Origin of the sequence: Nocardioides sp. Root122 (assembly GCF_001425025.1) — a bacterium.
GTDB lineage: Bacteria > Actinomycetota > Actinomycetes > Propionibacteriales > Nocardioidaceae > Nocardioides.
Genome location: NZ_LMDE01000001.1, coordinates 92,591 through 108,898 on the forward strand (window position 1 = coordinate 92,591; position 16,308 = coordinate 108,898).

Below are 16,308 nucleotides of genomic sequence, written 5' to 3' on the forward strand. Positions count from 1 at the left end.
CAATCCCCACCCGCGGCGTGGGTTCACGGCCGGTGTGCTGTCCGCGGCGCGACCTCCTCGACCAGCGGGTGGGGCGGGACCCGGCCGCTGATAGTGGTGAGGTCCGCGGCGCGACGGCGCCTGCAGGAGGAGGGCTGCAGCCGGGGGAGCGCAGCGGAGGAGGGTGCCGCCGCGACGACGAACGAGCGGGTTACGAGCGCCGCGACACGCGAGCGGAGGGGCCAGGTCGCCGACCCTCGGCGGGTGCTTCGTCGCGGCGCGCCCGGGAGTGCAGGAGGAGCGGCAAAGCCGGAGGAGCGCAGCGGGGGAGGGTGCCGCCGCGACGACGAACGAGCGGGTTACGAGCGCCGCGACACGCGAGCGCAGCGAGCCATGAAATGGACCGGGCGCCCCTTGCTGCATGGGGTCAGCAAGGGGCGCGCCGTGGAGTACCTTCCCACCTGTCCTGCGTCCTGTCCGAGGTTCGCCAGAAGTCCGCGGCGGAATTTGCTGTTGCCTGTGTCACTGGCCCGGAGGGTGCCCCGCGAGGGGCCTGCGGGCGAGCTCGAGCGCCCGTCTCGCGAGTGGTTCCGCGACCTCCCGGTCGGCGGCGACGAGCCCGACCCGCGTCCGCCGGTCGAGCAGGTCGTCGACGTCGTGGGCGCCCTCGTGGGTGATCGCGAAGACCAGCTCGGCGAGGGTCACCGGGACCGTCGCGGACGCCGGTGCGAGCAGCTCGTCGTGGGCCAGCCCGGTGACCTCGCGGGCAGTGGCCAGGACCAGGTCGGCGTCGGTGCCGAAGCGTCGTACGAGCCGGGTGGGGGCGGTGCTGCGGCGCAGCTCCTCGGCGGTCGCGGCGCCCAGCAGCGGCAGGGCGGCGGTCCGGCACGGCCCGGCCGGGAGACCGGTCGCGGCGACGACGGCGTCGAGGGCGTCCTCGGCCATCCGGCGGTAGGTCGTCAGCTTGCCGCCGACCACCGTCGTCACGCCCGTGCGCGAGGTGAGGATGGCGTGACGGCGGGAGAGGTCGGACGTCTCGTCGGCACCGGCGACCTCCAGCAACGGCCGCAGCCCGGCGAACGCGCCGACCACGTCGTCGCGGGTCGGCGGGGAGGTGAACGCGGTGGCGACCACGCCGAGCAGGAAGTCGACCTCCGCCTCGGTCGGCGTCGGCACGTCAGGGACCGGGCCGGTCACCGGCTCGTCGGTGAGGCCGACGTAGATCGTGCCGTCGGGCTGTGGCAGCACCATCGCGAAGCGGGCCCGTGATCCGGGGATCGGCACCATCACCGCGACCCGGGTCTCCGGCAGCACGGACGCGCGCAGGACGAGATGCGTGCCGCGGCTGGGCCGCAGCCGGACCTGGTCGTCGAGGTCGCCGGCCCACACGCCCGTCGCGTTGACCACGGCCCTGGCGCGCACCGAGCGCCGCTCGCCGGTGAGCTCGTCGCGGAGCTCGACGCCGGTGCCGGTCGCGGAGGTGGCGCGGGCGCGGGTGCGGACGTCGGCGCCGTACGACGCCGCGGTGCGCGCCACGGTGGTCACCAGCCGCGCGTCGTCCTCGAGCTGACCGTCCCAGGCGAGGAAGCCGCCGCGGAGGGTCTCGGCGCGGAGGGCCGGGGCGAGGTTGAGCGCCTCGGTGGCGTTGAGCCGACGGGGCCGGGGAAGCGTGCGGGCGGAGGTGCGGGCGGTGCGGCGCAGCACGTCGCCGCCGTGCAGCCCGGCCCAGGTGAGCGCCGTACGGCTGCGGGGCATGGCGTCGTTGACGGGGGTGAGCATGGGCAGCGGGTGGACGAGGTGCGGGGCCGTGACCTGCATCAGGATGCCGCGCTCGACGGCGCTCTCGTGGGCGATGGCGAACTGGCCCTGGGCGAGGTAGCGCAGGCCGCCGTGGACCAGCTTGGAGGACCAGCGGGAGGTGCCGAAGGCGAGGTCGTGGGCGTCGACGGCGAGCACCGACAACCCGCGGGTCACTGCGTCGAGGGCGACGCCGGCGCCGGTGATGCCGAGCCCGACGACCACCACGTCGACCTCGCCGGGGAGGCCGGCCAGTCCCGGGGTGATGCGACGCGCGGTCACTGCGGCTCCAGCGTCCGCGTGACGAGGCGGACGTACTCCGCGTCGAGGTCCTCGAGCGGGACGTCGGCGTCCACCATCGTCAGCGCGGAGAACACGAAGCCGTGCCCGGCGAGGGTGAGCGTGCGGGCCATCAGTGTCGGGTTGCCGGGACGGATGGCGCCCGTGGCCTGGCCGCTCTCGATCTCGGCGGCCAGGATCTCGATCAGCGCCTGCTGCGAGCGGCCGCGTCGCGACAGCAGGTAGGGCAGCATCAGGTCGGGGTCGAGCTCGACGATGCGGACGAACAGCTCGTTGTCGCGCAGCGCGCGCACGGTGCTGAGCGCGGCCGCTGCGATGCCGGCCGGCGTCGTGGTGTCCGCCGCCGCGACGCGGGTGGCGGCCGCGATGCCGACCCACTCGCGGGTCATCAGGTCGCCGAGCAGGGAGCCCATGTCGGACCACGCGCGATAGATCGTCATGCGCGAGACGGACGCCCGCTTGGCCACCTCGGTGAGCGTCGTACGCCGCCACCCCACGTCGAGGATGCAGTCGCGCGCCGCGTCGAGGTAGAGGTTGAGCCGCGCGTCCGGGATGTGACGAAGTGACGACATGTGTCACACTGTAACGCATGACCTCCGTGGAGCCCACTGCCGAGATGCACCCCCAGCGCTGGGGCGACCCGGCCCTCGCCGCCGAGCTGCCCGAGTCCGCGCGCGGTCTCGTCGAGCTGGCCTTCGGGCTGCAGGACCGCCCCGCCGTCGCCGGCGCGGTCCCACCCGCGTCCGCACTGCCGGAGCCGCTGCTCGACGAGCTGCGCGACCTGCTCGGCGCCGAGCACGTGCTCACCGACGACGCGACGCGCGCCCTGCGCACCCGTGGCAAGTCCACGCCCGACCTCCTGCGGGCGCGCGCGGGCGACCTGGCCGACGCCCCCGACGCCGTGGTCCGCCCGATGGGGCACGCCGACGTCGTCGCCGTGCTGGCCTGGGCCGACGCGAACCGGGTGGCCGTGGTGCCGTTCGGCGGCGGGACGTGCGTGACCGGGGGCCTGGCCGCGCGGCGCGACGGCTTCGCCGGGCTCGTCAGCCTCGACCTCGTGCGGATGAAGTGCCTGCTCGCCGTCGACGACGTCTCGATGACGGCGACCCTCGAACCAGGCCTCCGCGGGCCGGAGGCCGAGGCCCTCCTCGCCGAGCACGGCATGGTGCTCGGCCACTACCCGCAGTCGTTCGAGCACGCCTCGATCGGCGGCTTCGCGGCAACCCGGTCCAGCGGGCAGTCGAGCGCCGGCTACGGCCGCTTCGACGCCATGGTCGTCGGGCTCACCGCCGCCACGCCCACCGGGTCGCTCGACCTCGGCTCCGCGCCCGCCAACGCCGCCGGCCCCGACCTGCGCCAGCTGCTCCTCGGGTCGGAGGGTGCCTTCGGCGTGATCACCTCGGTGACGGTGCGCGTACGCCGCGCGCCGGCCGTGACGACCTACGAGGGCTGGCGGTGGCCGTCCTTCGACGCCGGCGCCGACGCCATGCGCACCCTCGCGCAGGACGGCCTGCTGCCGACGGTCATCCGGCTCTCCGACGAGTCGGAGACCGCGATCAACCTCGCTGACCCCTCATCGATCGGTGGCGCGGAGGACCCCGGCTGCCTGATGGTCACCGGCTACGAGGGCACCGCCTCGCAGGTCGACTCCCGACGGGCTGCCGTCACCGCTGTGCTCACCGACCTCGGGGGAACGCCGCTCGGCACCGAGCCGGGGAAGAAGTGGGTGCAGGGCCGTTTCCACGCGCCGTACCTCCGCGACTCGCTGCTCGACCACGGCGTCCTCGTCGAGACGCTCGAGACCGCGACCTTCTGGTCGAACCGGCCGCGCCTCTACGCCGACGTGAAGGCCGCGCTCCAGTCGTCCCTCGGCGAGGGCTCGCTCGTGCTCTGCCACGTGTCCCACGTCTACGAGACCGGCTGCTCCCTCTACTTCACCGTCGCCGCCCGCCAGGTCGAGGACCCGATCGCGCAGTGGCAGGTCGCCAAGGCCGCGGCCAGCGACGCGATGATCGCCGCCGGCGCGACCATCACCCACCACCACGCCGTCGGCACGGACCACAAGCCGTGGTTCGCGCAGGAGATCGGCGAGGTCGGGGTGCGCATCCTCCGCGCGGTCAAGGCCGAGCTCGACCCCTCGGGCATCCTCAACCCGGGCGTCCTCCTCCCCTGACATTGGCGCCTCCGCTTCGCTACGGCGCGTGTCGCGGCGCTAGTAACCCGCTCGTTCGTCGTCGTTGTCGCGACCTCCCCCGCAACGCTTCACCCCACGGGCTTCTGACTCCCCCGCTTCGCTCCTCCGCCAGAACCCCGCGGGGACCCCAAGCGTCGCTCCTCCGGCCGCGACCCTCCTCCTGCACTCCCGGGCGCGCCGCGACGAGCCATCAAACACCGAACGACCAGACCAGGAACTCGGCCGGCTCGGTTGCCGTCACCGTACGTCCGGGCTCGTCGGTGACGCGGAGGGCGTCGCCCGCGCCGAGCGCGACGTCGCCGAGCGAGACCGCGCCGGTGGCCGCGAAGACGTGCTGGCGGGGGTCGTCGGGCAGCGTGACCGACGAGCCGGGGGCCAGGCGCGCGACGAGCAGGCGGGCGCCGGTGGTGCCGATGGGCAGCCCCGACCCACCTGCGAGCTCGACGAGGCCGGAAGCAAGCGGCGGCCCCTCGCCCAGGACGTACGACGGCTCGGCACCGGGAGCCGACGGCACCAGCCACGACTGGATGAAGCGGCACCGGCCGGACACCGGGTCGGCGACCTCGCTGTGCCGGATGCCGGTGCCCGCGGAGAGCACCTGCGCCCGGCCGGCCTCCACCACGTGGGAGGCGCCGGTGGAGTCGGTGTGCACCAGCGCGCCCTCGAGCACCCAGGTGACGATCTCCAGCTCGGTGTGCGGGTGCTCGGGATAGCCCGAGGCGGGCTCGAGCAGGTCGTCGTTGTGGCACACCAGCGGCCCGAAGCCGAGGTTCGCCGGGTCGTAGTGCGGGCCGAACGAGAAGGAATGCCTGGTCAAGCGCCCCTTGACGGCGTCGGACGACCTCGCGGATCCGGCGTACACGGCCACTGACATGCCGATATCTTCGCGGATGTGGCCCCCCCGCATCAGTTCCCCATGCTCCCGCCCGGCTTCCGGTTCGGCACGAGCACGGCCAGCTACCAGATCGAGGGTGCGGCCCACGAGGACGGCAAGGGCCCGAGCATCTGGGACACCTTCACCGCCGAGCCCGGCCGCGTCGCCGACGGCAGCACGGGCGACGTCGCCTGCGACCACTACCACCGCTACGCCGAGGACGTCGCGCTGATGAAGGAGCTGGGGACCGGTGGCTACCGGTTCTCACTCAGCTGGCCCCGGATCCAGCCGACCGGCAGCGGACCGGCCAACGAGAAGGGCCTGGCGTTCTACGACCGGCTGATCGACACGCTGCTCGAGAACGGCCAGCAGCCGATGGTCACCCTCTACCACTGGGACCTGCCGCAGGCCCTCGAGGACGACGGCGGCTGGCTCAACCGCGCGACCGTCGACCGCTTCGCGGAGTACGCCGCCCTCGTGGGCGAGCGGTTCGCCGACCGTGTCGAGCACTGGATCCCCGTCAACGAGCCCAACGTCGCCTCGATCCTGGGCTACGGCATGGGCACCCACGCGCCCGGCAAGGCGATGCTGTTCGACTGCCTGCCGGCCGCCCACCACCTGCTCCTGGCGCACGGCCGCGCGGCGATCGAGCTGCGCCGGGCCGGCGCGACGTCGATCGGCTGCGCCAACAACCACGCCCCGATCTGGCCGGCGAGCGACGACGACGCCGACGTCGGGATGAGCAAGATCTTCGACGCGCTGTGGAACGGCATGTTCCTCGAGCCGATGCTCCTCGGCCGCTACCCGGTCGACCTGATGCCCCTGTTCGAGGACGTGATGGCCGAGGGCGACCTCGCCACCATCCGGCAGCCGCTCGACTTCTACGGCGTCAACTACTACAACCCGATGAAGATCGCAGCCGCCGACGAGGACTCCGACATCCCCTTCGACTTCCGTGAGGTCGTCGGCTACCCCACCACCGACTTCGGCTGGCCGATCGTGCCCGACGCGCTGCGCGAGTGGCTCGTGATGTTCCGCGCCCGCTTCCGCGCCGCGCTGCCGCCGATCATGATCACCGAGTCCGGGTGCAGCTACAACGTCGGGCCGGACGAGGACGGCGTCGTGGACGACCAGGCTCGCATCGACTACCTCCGCTCCCATCTCAACGCCGTATCCGAGGCGATCACCCGCGGCGTGGACGTGCGCGGCTACTACACGTGGTCGCTGATGGACAACTTCGAGTGGGCCGAGGGCTACACCCAGCGCTTCGGCCTCGTGCACGTCGACTTCGAGACGTTGGAGCGCACCCGCAAGAAGTCGTTCCACTGGTACGCCGAGATGATCAGGGCCCAGCCCCAGCACCTGTGAGAGCGGCCGGGTCTCGTGACAGGACGTCGTCCTTCCTCGACCAACGGGCAGGTCGCCGTCCGGGATCGATAGGCTCGGTGCCATGAGTCTTCGCCGTGTCGTCTTCGTCGTGGGCTCGGGCCGCAGCGGCACGAGCACCATGGCCGGCACACTGCGCACCCTGGGCCTGCACGTGCCCCAGCCCGAGGTGGTCGCCGACGCGACCAACCCGAAGGGGTTCGGCGAGCCGCGGTGGGTCGTCGACCTCCACCACGAGCTCCTCCAGCGCAGCAACGTGCAGGTCTCCGACGCGCGTCCGCGGGCGTGGCTCGACACCGGCACCACGAGCGGCGACCACGCCCTGCGCGAGCGGGTCACGACGTGGCTCGAGGAGCAGCTCGGCGTCGCCGACGAGCTGGTCATCAAGGACCCGCGGGCCGCGTGGTTCCTCGGCCTGTGGCGGGCTGCGGCGGACCGCTGCGACGCCACGTCGTCCTACGTCACGATGCTGCGGCCGGTGACCGAGGTGGTCGGCTCCAAGCAGACCTACTACGGCCGGATGGGTGCGGGCTCCGACCAGGGCGCCATCACCCGCACCGCGGCCTGGGTCAACATGATGCTGCACACCGAGCGCGCGACTCGCGGCCAGCAGCGGGCGTTCGTGCGCTACGGCGACCTCCTCGACGACTGGACCAAGCCGGTCTTCGAGCTCGGCGAGGCCTTCGACCTGGCCGGGGTGAAGACCGCGATGGCCGTCGACATCGCCGAGGTGCACCGCTTCATCGACCCGTCGCTGCGCCGGGTGACGATGACCTGGGACGACATCGGGGTGCCGACGAGGCTGCGCGAGCTGGCCGACGAGACCTGGCAGGCGCTCGACGCCCTCGCGACCGACGACTCGCCGGCCCTCCAGGAGACCTGCGACCAGCTGCGCACCGCCTATGCCGAGCAGTACGCCGAGGCCGAGGCGTTCGCCCACTCGACCGTCGTCGCCCAGCGGCGTACGGCAGCCGCGGAGGCGCGTCGCGAGGCGTCCGAGCAGGCACCCCACCGCACGGCCGCCGACCGCGTGCCCCACGCCGTGCGCGCGATGGTCCCGCCGGCCGCCCGGCAGAAGCTGCGCAAGGCGATGGGCCGGGAGCGACCGTCCCAGCAGGATCGGGCCTGATGCCCGACATCGCCTCCCTCGAGCAGGACCCGGCGTACGACGTCACCTGGCCGTGGACGTCGGGCGAGGCGCTCGCGCCGGGGCTGACGTGCGTCTTCCGGGTGCGCAACGAGGCGCGCAACCTGCCGTGGGTGCTGCCGCCGATCTTCTCGGCCGTGCAGCACGTCCTGCTCGTCGACAACGGCTCCGACGACGGCACCGCCGACGTCGCGCGCCGGGTGGCGGAGGAGTGCGGCGCGACCGACCGGCTGACCGTCCTCGACTACCCCCACCAGGTGGCCCGCGCCGGCGGCGAGCACCTCGCGACGCCGGCGACGAGCGTCCACTCGCTGACGCACTTCTACAACTGGTGCTTCTCCCACGTGCGCACCACGTACTCGATGAAGTGGGACGGCGACATGGTGCTGACGCCCGAGGGGGCCGGCATCGTGCGCGACCTGTCGTGGCAGCTGCAGTCGACCCGCGCGATCGTCGCGATGCCGCGGCACCCGCTGACCGTCGTCGACGAGTCGACGGGTTGGCTCGACCTGTCGCTGCGCTTCCTCGAGCCGTGGATCTACCCGATGGGCCCGGAGTTCACCTTCGTGAAGGCCTTCGACTGGGAGCTGCGCGAGTTCCCTCCCGGCGTCGAGCGGATCGTGCTCCAGCAGGGGCTCGTGCTCGAGGTGAAGTGGCTCGACGCCGACGAGTACGCCCACTGGCGCCGCGACGGCGTGGACTTCACCAACACCCGGCTCTACCGCAAGCTCCGCGAGTTCGAGGTCGACGAGGCGATCCGCAACGGCGACCCGGAGGCGCTCGGCGGCCTGGTGAAGGTGACCGCTCCTCCCGGCGTCCACATCATCGACCACGTGAGCCGCGACTGGCTCTGGCGCCAGCCCCGACCGCTGGTGAAGCACTCCCTGCCTGCCTCACTCAAGCATCGAGCCCTCAGCCAAGACCTGAAGGAGCGCGTCCGACCGTGAGCTCCCCCGTCCAGCACCCTCTCCACGACCTCCGCCTGCCCGGGCCCACGCTGGTCCTGGTCGACGACTCCGACGGAGTGGCCCTCGACGCCCTCCACGGCATCGAGGACGTCGCCGGCCTGGAGCCGCGGGTCGTCACGCTGTCCTCGCTCGACGGGCCGATGAAGGGCTGGGGCTCGGTCCTCGTCGTGGCCGCCGACCGCGCCCGGCTCCGGCGGATGGCCAGCGCCGTGCCGCTGCTCGGACAGGCCAAGGCCATCGCCTGCTGGCTCACCGACGCCCCCACGCCGTGGGTCCTCGTGCCGCGGCCCGAGTGGCCGCCACTGGTCCACCTCGCCGCCCGCGAGGCCGGCGACCGCGGCGTCCTCACCGTCGCGCGCTTCGGCTCCGGCGCCCGCGCCCAGCTCGTCGTGATGGAGATGGCCCGGCAGGCCGCCGGTCCCGGCGACACCACCCACGGCGGCCTCGTCGTGTCGTACGCCGGTCGCCCGGCCGCGCCGGGACTCGATGCCCGGGCCGTGCTGCTGCCCGACGTGGCCGGCGCCGGCGACCCCGAGCGCGACGTGCCACCCGACGTCGTGGTCGCGCGCCGTGGCGGCGAGGTGGCTGAGCACCACGTGATCGACCGCGCGCCCACCGTCGTCACCGACCACGGGCCCGAGCCCGTCGACGAGCGCGTCTTCCGCCCGACCGGCTTCCGCAAGGACTGGGACCACGGCGTCGTCGAGCTCTCCCGGATCACGACCGGCCCGGTGACCGAGGACGTCGTCGCCGCCGCCCGCGCCTTCCAGGGCGTGCGCCTCCCGGCCGACACCCCCACCGCCGACCTCCTGGCGCTGGCGATCTCGGGCGTGCCGCTCGTGACCGAGGGCGTGCTCGACGTCGCGCCGCCGCTGGCCGCCGCGCTCGACACCGCCGCCGACCTCGACGACGCCCTGCGACGCGAGGAGCACAGCCTGGCCGTCCGCCGGGCCGCCTTCGACCACCACTCCACGCTGGCCTGGCGGTCCGCGCTCGCCGACCGCGCCGGCACCCGCCACGTCGGGCTGCCGCCGGTCAGCGCGCTGCTGTCGACCAAGCGCCCGGAGATGCTCGACTTCGCGCTGCGCCAGTTCGCCCGCCAGCGCGGTGCCGACGTCGAGCTGGTGCTGGCCGCGCACGGCTGGGAGCCCGACCGCGACGCCGTACGCCGTGCGCTCGGCGACCGCCCGCACCAGGTCCTCTCCTTCGACGAGTCGACGTTCTTCGGCGACGTGCTGACCGCGGCCGCGCACGCCGCGTCGAGCGAGGTGCTGCTCAAGGTCGACGACGACGACTGGTACTCACCCGACGCCGTCCACGACCTGCTGATGGCGCGTCGCTACTCCGGCGCCGACGTCGTGGGCATGCCGTCGGAGTTCGTCTACCTCCAGCGCGACGACGTGACCGTGCGGCGCATCCACCCCTCGGAGATGTTCGCCCGCTTCGTCGCGGGCGGCACGCTGCTGATGGACCGCGGCCTGCTCCGCTCGCTCGGCGACTTCCGTCGGGTCCGCAAGTTCGTCGACGCGCAGCTGCTCGCCGGCGTCGAGGCCGCGGGCGGCCGGATCTACCGCACCCACGGGCTCGGCTACGTCCTGCGGCGCACCGGCGAGGGGCACACCTGGGTCCGCGACGACGAGGAGTTCCGCCGACCTGACATCGTGGCCGCGGAGTGGAGCGGCTTCCAGCCGAGCCTGGCGCTGGAGGTCGACGACGTCGACCGACCCGACGGGGGTGTGCACTAGATGGCACGTCAGCCGGTGGTGCGCCACAACGACTGGGGGGTCCTCACCCCGCCGACGCTCGGCGCGTGGGAGCCGACGCTGTCGGTCACCGTGGTGGTCCCGACGTTCAACTACCAGCGCACGCTGCCCTACGTCCTCGCGGGCCTCGCCGGCCAGTCCTACCCCGCGCACCTGCTCGAGGTGCTCGTCGTCGACGACCAGAGCTCACCGGCGCAGGAGCTGCCGGAGGTCCGGCCCGACAACACCCGCCTGATCCGCGTCGAGGAGGGGTGGGGTCGCGCGAACGCCTGCCACCTCGGTGCGCTCGCCGCCGACGGCGACGTCCTGCACTGGTACGACGCCGACATGCTGGCCCACCGCGAGGAGGTCGAGGCGCACGCGCGCTGGCACCACCTCGTCGACTACGCCGTGCCCGGCGGCGACAAGCTCTTCGTCGACCCCACCTCGCTGTTCGACCTCGACCCCGCCGACGTCCGCGACCGGGTGGCCGCGGGTGGCGCCGCCGACCTGTTCCCCGGTGAGGCGCACGAGCCGCACCAGTGGGTCGTGGACTACTGGGACAAGACCGACGACCTGCGCACCGCCGGCCCCCGCGCGCAGCGCTTCCACATCGGCATGACCGGCTCGGTCACCAAGGCGCTCTACCTCGACTCCGACGGCTTCGACCGGACCCTGCGCCTCGGCGAGGACATGCACCTCGGCCACTCGCTCGCGCAGGCCGGCGGCGTCTTCGTCGTCGACCGCGAGGCCCGCAGCTGGCACCTCGGCCGCTCGCAGGTCCTGCGCCGCGCCGAGCAGGTCAACCGCTTCAACGACCCCTACCTCGCCGACCTGGTCCCGACGATGCGGCCCAAGCGCAACAAGCGCGGCCGCGCCTACCAGGTGCCCTACCTCGAGGTCGTCGTGCCGGCCGGTCCCGCCGACGAGACCATCCGCGTCGTCGACTCGCTCCTCGACGGCGACGTCCCCGACCTCCGGGTCACCGTCGTCGGCCCGTGGAGCACGGTGCACGACGACCGCGTCCAGCCCGTCGAGGACCCGGTCCTCGAGACCCGGCTGGTGCACCGCTCCTACCTCCACGAGCCGCGCGTCCGTCTGGTCGAGACCGCTCCTGCCACGTCCGACGCCGAGTTCGTGCTGACGCTGCCCGACGTGTCCCTGGCCCCGCTGCCGATCGCGCTGTCGGCGATGCTCGGCGACCTCGAGCGCACGCACCACGGTGCCCGTCTGCTGTCGTACGCCACCGGTGGTGCCGCGCGCGTCGAGCGCACCGCCGCCCTCGCCCGCGTCGCCCGCCTCGCCGGGCCCGACGACGACCGCGAGGCGCTGATGGACGAGGCCTTCGGGGTCAAGACCTACGACGCCACCGCGGTCGGCTGGGTGCCCACCGCCGAGCGCGAGGTCGAGCGCTTCGTCCTCGGCGCCCGCCCCGCGGTCGACCCGGCCAGGTCGGAAGAGCGCCTGATGAAGGTGCTCCACCAGGACGACGCCCCGTCCGGCGGCTCGGCCCCCGAGCCGGAGGAGAAGCGGGGGCTCTTCGGCCGCCGGAAGTAGCCGTGTCTGTGGCGCTCGCTCCGCTCGCGCGTGCTCGGCGCCCTGGGAGACGTCGTCTTCCCTCCTCGACCAAGGGGGGTGAGGTCGCGGCGCGCCCGGGAGTGCAGGAGGAGGGTTGCGGTCGGAGGAGCGCAGCGGGGGAGGCCGCGACAACGACGACGAACGAGCGGGTTACGAGCGCCGCGACACGCGAGCGGAGCGAGCCATCAATCAGCTCCGAAGAGGTCGCGGGTGTAGACCTTGTCCGCCACGTCGCGGAGCTCGTCGACCATGCGGTTGGCGACGATGAGGTCGGCGCGCTCCTTGAAGGAGGCGAGGTCGCGGGTGACCTCGGAGCCGAACCAGTGGTCCTCCTCGAGCTCGGGCTCGTAGACGACGACCTCGATGCCCTTGGCCTTGAGCCGCTTCATGATCCCCTGCACGGAGGACTCGCGGAAGTTGTCCGAGCCGGCCTTCATGATCAGGCGGTGGATGCCCACGACCTCGGGCCCGCGGTCGATGATGTCGAAGGAGATGAAGTCCTTGCGGGTCGTGTTGGCCTCGACGATCGCGGAGATCAGCGTCTGGGGGACGTCGGAGTAGTTGGCCAGCAGCTGCTTGGTGTCCTTGGGCAGGCAGTAGCCGCCGTAGCCGAACGACGGGTTGTTGTAGTGCGTGCCGATCCGAGGATCGAGCCCGACGCCGTCGATGATCGAGCGCGGGTCGAGGCCGCGGGAGATGGCGAAGGAGTCGAGCTCGTTGAAGTAGGCGACCCGCATCGCGAGGTAGGTGTTGGCGAACAGCTTGATCGCCTCGGCCTCGGTGGGCGCGGTGAAGAGAAGGGGTACGTCGTCGGCGTCCGCGCCCTTGACCAGCAGCTCGGCGAAGGCGCGGGCCCGCTCGGAGTCCTCGCCGACGACGATGCGGGCGGGGAAGAGGTTGTCGTGCAACGCCCGACCCTCGCGGAGGAACTCGGGCGAGAAGATGACGTCGGTGGTGCCCAGCCGGGCGCGTACGTCCTCGATGTAGCCCACCGGGACGGTCGACTTCACGACCATCGTGGCGCGCGGGTTGATCCGCTGCACGTCACGCATCACCGCCTCGATGGAGCCGGTGTCGAAGTAGTTGGTCACCGGGTCGTAGTTCGTCGGCGTCGCGATGATGACGAAGTCGGCACCGGCGTGGGCTTCCTCGGCGTCGGTCGTGAAGGTGAGGTCCAGCTCCTCCTCGGCCAGGAACCGGGAGATGTCGTCGTCGTGGATGGGGCTGATGCCGCGCTTGAGCCCCTCGATCCGGTCGACGTCGAGGTCCAGGCCGACGACCGTGTTGTGCCGCGCGAGCAGCACTGCCATCGAGAGGCCGACGTAGCCGAGGCCCGTTACAGAGATCCGAGTAGTCACGCGGTGATTGTGCCGTACGCCGGTGTCGTGGCGCCGTCGCCCGGCGGGCAGGGACCACCCTTGGGGTGCGCTGGCAGGGTGAGGGGCATGGGTATCGCCAAGAAGATCGCAGCCGTCGGCATCGGCAAGTTGGTCTACGACGAGGCGCGCAAGCCGCACAACCAGGCCAAGATCAAGAGCGCCGTCCGCAAGGTGCAGCAGCGCCGCTCCGGGGGCGCCCGTCCCTGAGGCGGCTCAGTCGGCGATCGGCGTGAGGTCGCTCGGCAGCACGGCCGGCGTGCCGTAGGCCGCCAGCCGGCGCGACGAGCTCGGAGTCATGCAGGCCGCCGGATCGATGACCTGGATCCCGTCGAGCCACTCACCGGTGGGTCCCTCCGTCATCGGGACCGTGACCCGCACCCGGGCCCCCTCGGGGCCGACGTCGGCGGACAGCACGGCGTGGCCGTCGGCGACGTCCTGCACGAAGGTCGCTCGGACCGGACCCCCACCGCCGCACGCGGCGAAGGTCAGCCGCCACCCGGACAGCTGCTCGGCGAGCTCCTGGAGCGAGCTCGCGTCGACCTCAGCCTCGGCCGCAGGTGCCTGTCGCCGGTTGGTCCCCTCGTCGAGGCGCGGCACCGCGACCGACACGCCGATCGCCCGCAGCGCCGGGTCGTCGTTGGCCGCGTCGATGAAGTCCTCGGCGGGGGTGCTGTGCTGCCACTCGGCGTCGCGGTCCTCGCGGACGCTGCCGAGGGCCTCGCCGACGAGCGGAGGCGGCACGAAGGACGGGTCGGAGCCGCCGTCGAGGCAGGTGCCGTCGACGACGTCGGGGGCCTGCCACGAGGAGTCGAGGTGGTGCCGGGCAGCGACCTGGACCGCGACCTGCGCTCCCTCACCGTCCGGCTCGACCACGAGCTGGGCCAGCGCATCCTCGTCCGGACTGACGAGCGCGACCTGCACCGTGTCGGCGCACGTGCTGGACGTGGTGGCCCACCCCTGCTCGAGCGCCACCCGCAGCTCGGAGCGGGCAGCCGCGCGCACCCCGACGGCGTACGACGTCTCGCGGCGCGCGACGGTCCGGTCGAGCAGCCCGTCGCTGCCGAACGACGGCCCGGCCACCGTCGCCGACGTGGGTGCGACCCACGGGTCCGACCAGACGGCGACCGCCGCGTCGAGGTCGTCGGCGTCGGACACGGGCTCGGCGTCGCCGCTGCAGGCGGCGAGCACCGGGACCAGCAGGGTCAGGACGAGGGCGTGACCGCGAACCACGGCTCGTCCCATCCCGAGACACCGAGGTGCCCGCTGGTGAAGTCGTCGCGGGAGATGGTCTGCTCCTGTCCGGAGGCGGGGTCGTAGATCGTCAGGGAGCCGGCATCGCTCCCGGTCACGAGGACGACGTGGCCCGGGCGCGTGGTGTCGCCAACGTACAGCGGCACGTTGTGGCCGTTCTCGACCGACGCCGCGATGGTGTCGTAGGTGTCGCCGCGGTCGCCCGGCGCGACGGTCTGCACCTCGTAGTCCTGGCCGGGGGTGCCGCTGCCGCCCTCGCTCGACATCTCCGCCGCGACCGCCCAGGGCTGGGTGCCGGCAGCCTCGGGCCAGGGGAGCTGGAGGTCGCCGTCGCGGTCGTGCAGCGCGTTGGTGCGGTCGTGCATCGCCAGCGACTCGTCGGCGAAACGCTGCTCCGGGGTGCGCGGGTCGGTCTGACCGGTCGCGGGGTCGTAGCCGGTCTCCATCCACAACGCGTAGGCCGGGTCGTTGAGCATCCGCGACATCACCAGGCTCGACGATCCGCAGGTCGTCTGGTCGGGCTGGGAGTAGCTGCCGTCGGTCGGGGGGTCGAGGTCGTCGAGCTGGGCGGGGCTCAGGCTGTGCAGCTTGGCGACGTAGTTGGCGAGGGCGGCGCCGGTCAGTCCGGAGGCCACGCCGGCCATGATCCAGGCGCGCTCGTCGTCGTTCCTCGCGGCGGCCAGCGCGTCGCGCACGGCCTGCTGCTCGGCCGGGCTGAGGGCGTCGAAGGCTGCGTCGTAGTGCTCGAGCTGGTAGCCGGAGAGGGGTCCGTCCTCGTCCTGCCAGCCGTTGACGGCCGAGACGGGGCTGACGCCCTGCGGCAGCTCGTCGGGCAGGTCGATCTCGTCCATCGCCGCGACGATCGCGGCCTGGGCGACCGCGACCGCGTCGGCGGCGTCCTGGTAGGCGGCGATCGCCTCGGTGATCGCGTGGACGACTCCCTGCACGACGCCGCGGAGGAAGTCGACGAGCTCCCACGGCCACAGGTCGCCCCACGACAGCTCGAGGTTGTCGCGGAGCATGTCGTCGGCCTGCTGGTGACGGGTGCGCGCCTCCGTCATCTCGGTCGCGAGCCGGTCGAGGACCGTCGCCACCTCACGTGCGGCGGGCGGCACCGTCGCGGTGCGGGTGCGGAGCCGGCCCATCGAGGAGCGGAAGGCATCGCCCGAGGTGCCGTCCCACGCGGTCGGGTCGATCTTGCTGCGCGTCGTGGCGAGGTCGTCGCAGCCGGCGTCGACGGAGGTGGCGATGCGACGCCAGGCCGAGGCGGCCTCGCGGACGTCCTCCGGGTCGGGGGCGGGCGGCTGCGTCGCGATCTCGACGGCCCGGGCGACGGCGTCGACGATCGTCTGCGCGGCGTCCCAGGGTGGCCAGAGATCGATGTCCTCGACGACCGAGAGGACGTCCCTCAGCCGGGCGACGGTGTCATCGAGCAAGCCCATGGAACTCACCTGCCGAGCTGCCGTCGGTGGCCAGGAAGTCGCTGATGCAGTCCTCGACGTTGCCGTGGTGCTCGTCGAGCACGCCGAGCACGACACGGAGGACGCCGCGCATGTCCTCGGCGGCGTCGGTGAGCGTGGTCGCGAGGTCGGCCATGTCGTGCCCCGCGGCGTCGCTCACCTGCCCCTGCGCCGAGCGCAGCTCGGCAGCCGCGTTGTCGGCGTTCGCCCAGCCGCCGCGCACGGCGTCGGGCCTCATCACGATGCTCATCGG

The 16,308-nt window shown here is 73.0% G+C and carries 14 protein-coding genes; 7 read left to right on the forward strand and 7 right to left on the reverse strand.

Features of this window, described 5'->3' with window-relative positions; genetic code table 11:
- Window positions 1-501 precede the first annotated feature (501 nt).
- Window positions 502-2,058: a glycerol-3-phosphate dehydrogenase/oxidase gene (locus ASC64_RS00460; RefSeq protein WP_056905562.1), complete on the reverse strand. Its 1,557-nt coding sequence runs from the start codon at window positions 2,056-2,058 to the stop codon at window positions 502-504.
- Window positions 2,055-2,648: a TetR/AcrR family transcriptional regulator gene (locus ASC64_RS22435; protein ID WP_056905563.1), complete on the reverse strand. Its 594-nt coding sequence runs from the start codon at window positions 2,646-2,648 to the stop codon at window positions 2,055-2,057. The genes ASC64_RS00460 and ASC64_RS22435 overlap by 4 nt, the downstream gene beginning before the upstream one ends.
- A gap of 17 nt (window positions 2,649-2,665) precedes the next feature.
- On the opposite strand from ASC64_RS22435, the gene ASC64_RS00470 reads away from it, so the two are divergent.
- The gene (locus ASC64_RS00470; protein WP_235563455.1) at window positions 2,666-4,249 is read left to right on the forward strand and encodes an FAD-binding oxidoreductase; all 1,584 of its coding nucleotides are present in this window, start codon (window positions 2,666-2,668) and stop codon (window positions 4,247-4,249) included.
- 211 nt (window positions 4,250-4,460) lie between these two features.
- Here ASC64_RS00470 and ASC64_RS00475 read toward each other — a convergent pair whose 3' ends face one another.
- The gene (locus ASC64_RS00475; protein ID WP_056905564.1) at window positions 4,461-5,144 is read right to left on the reverse strand and encodes a pirin family protein; all 684 of its coding nucleotides are present in this window, start codon (window positions 5,142-5,144) and stop codon (window positions 4,461-4,463) included.
- Between the two features lie 18 nt (window positions 5,145-5,162).
- Here ASC64_RS00475 and ASC64_RS00480 point away from each other — a divergent pair, with 18 nt between their 5' ends.
- From ASC64_RS00480 to ASC64_RS00500, 5 genes are all read left to right on the forward strand, one after another.
- Window positions 5,163-6,512 (forward strand): GH1 family beta-glucosidase, encoded by a 1,350-nt coding sequence (locus ASC64_RS00480; protein ID WP_308195203.1) that lies wholly within the window; start codon window positions 5,163-5,165, stop codon window positions 6,510-6,512.
- Window positions 6,513-6,594: 82 nt separating this feature from the next.
- A complete protein-coding gene (locus ASC64_RS00485; RefSeq protein WP_056905566.1) occupies window positions 6,595-7,659 on the forward strand; it encodes a sulfotransferase family protein in 1,065 nt (354 codons plus the stop codon).
- Window positions 7,659-8,624 carry a glycosyltransferase family 2 protein gene (locus ASC64_RS00490; protein WP_200937426.1) on the forward strand — a complete coding sequence of 322 codons (966 nt, stop codon included), beginning with the start codon at window positions 7,659-7,661 and terminating at the stop codon, window positions 8,622-8,624. Before ASC64_RS00485 ends, ASC64_RS00490 begins: the two co-directional genes overlap by 1 nt.
- The gene (locus ASC64_RS00495; protein WP_056905567.1) at window positions 8,621-10,390 is read left to right on the forward strand and encodes a glycosyltransferase family A protein; all 1,770 of its coding nucleotides are present in this window, start codon (window positions 8,621-8,623) and stop codon (window positions 10,388-10,390) included. The genes ASC64_RS00490 and ASC64_RS00495 overlap by 4 nt, the downstream gene beginning before the upstream one ends.
- A complete protein-coding gene (locus ASC64_RS00500; RefSeq protein WP_056905568.1) occupies window positions 10,391-11,944 on the forward strand; it encodes a glycosyltransferase family 2 protein in 1,554 nt (517 codons plus the stop codon).
- A 206-nt stretch (window positions 11,945-12,150) separates the two neighbouring features.
- On the opposite strand, the gene ASC64_RS00505 is transcribed toward ASC64_RS00500, so the two are convergent.
- Window positions 12,151-13,323, reverse strand: coding sequence for a nucleotide sugar dehydrogenase (locus ASC64_RS00505; RefSeq protein WP_268788217.1), 1,173 nt, complete (start codon window positions 13,321-13,323; stop codon window positions 12,151-12,153).
- 87 nt (window positions 13,324-13,410) lie between these two features.
- Between ASC64_RS00505 and ASC64_RS21855 the strand changes: the two genes are divergently transcribed.
- Complete coding sequence (locus ASC64_RS21855) at window positions 13,411-13,551, forward strand: hypothetical protein (RefSeq protein ID WP_156384933.1); 141 nt, start codon at window positions 13,411-13,413, stop codon at window positions 13,549-13,551.
- Between the two features lie 6 nt (window positions 13,552-13,557).
- Here the strand turns inward: ASC64_RS21855 and ASC64_RS00510 are convergent, their stop codons facing one another.
- From ASC64_RS00510 to ASC64_RS00520, 3 genes are read right to left on the reverse strand one after another with little or no spacing between them, the layout of a single operon-like run.
- Window positions 13,558-14,574, reverse strand: coding sequence for a hypothetical protein (locus ASC64_RS00510; protein WP_056905570.1), 1,017 nt, complete (start codon window positions 14,572-14,574; stop codon window positions 13,558-13,560).
- Complete coding sequence (locus ASC64_RS00515; RefSeq protein ID WP_056905571.1) at window positions 14,547-16,037, reverse strand: WXG100-like domain-containing protein; 1,491 nt, start codon at window positions 16,035-16,037, stop codon at window positions 14,547-14,549. Before ASC64_RS00515 ends, ASC64_RS00510 begins: the two co-directional genes overlap by 28 nt.
- Entirely contained in the window at window positions 16,021-16,305 is a 285-nt protein-coding gene (locus ASC64_RS00520) for a hypothetical protein (RefSeq protein ID WP_056905572.1), read from the reverse strand. The genes ASC64_RS00515 and ASC64_RS00520 overlap by 17 nt, the downstream gene beginning before the upstream one ends.
- Between the last annotated feature and the right edge of the window lie 3 nt (window positions 16,306-16,308).

Excerpts from the sequence above, each read along its gene's own strand:
- ASC64_RS00485 (WP_056905566.1), top strand. The coding sequence starts at position 6,595 with ATGAGTCTTCGCCGTGTCGTCTTCGTCGTGGGCTCGGGCCGCAGCGGC.
- ASC64_RS21855 (WP_156384933.1), top strand. The coding sequence starts at position 13,411 with ATGGGTATCGCCAAGAAGATCGCAGCCGTCGGCATCGGCAAGTTGGTC.
- ASC64_RS00520 (WP_056905572.1), bottom strand. The coding sequence starts at position 16,305 with ATGAGCATCGTGATGAGGCCCGACGCCGTGCGCGGCGGCTGGGCGAAC.
- ASC64_RS22435 (WP_056905563.1), bottom strand. The coding sequence starts at position 2,648 with ATGTCGTCACTTCGTCACATCCCGGACGCGCGGCTCAACCTCTACCTC.
- ASC64_RS00515 (WP_056905571.1), bottom strand. The coding sequence starts at position 16,037 with ATGGGCTTGCTCGATGACACCGTCGCCCGGCTGAGGGACGTCCTCTCG.
- ASC64_RS00500 (WP_056905568.1), top strand. The coding sequence starts at position 10,391 with ATGGCACGTCAGCCGGTGGTGCGCCACAACGACTGGGGGGTCCTCACC.
- ASC64_RS00475 (WP_056905564.1), bottom strand. The coding sequence starts at position 5,144 with ATGTCAGTGGCCGTGTACGCCGGATCCGCGAGGTCGTCCGACGCCGTC.
- ASC64_RS00490 (WP_200937426.1), top strand. The coding sequence starts at position 7,659 with ATGCCCGACATCGCCTCCCTCGAGCAGGACCCGGCGTACGACGTCACC.
- ASC64_RS00470 (WP_235563455.1), top strand. The coding sequence starts at position 2,666 with ATGACCTCCGTGGAGCCCACTGCCGAGATGCACCCCCAGCGCTGGGGC.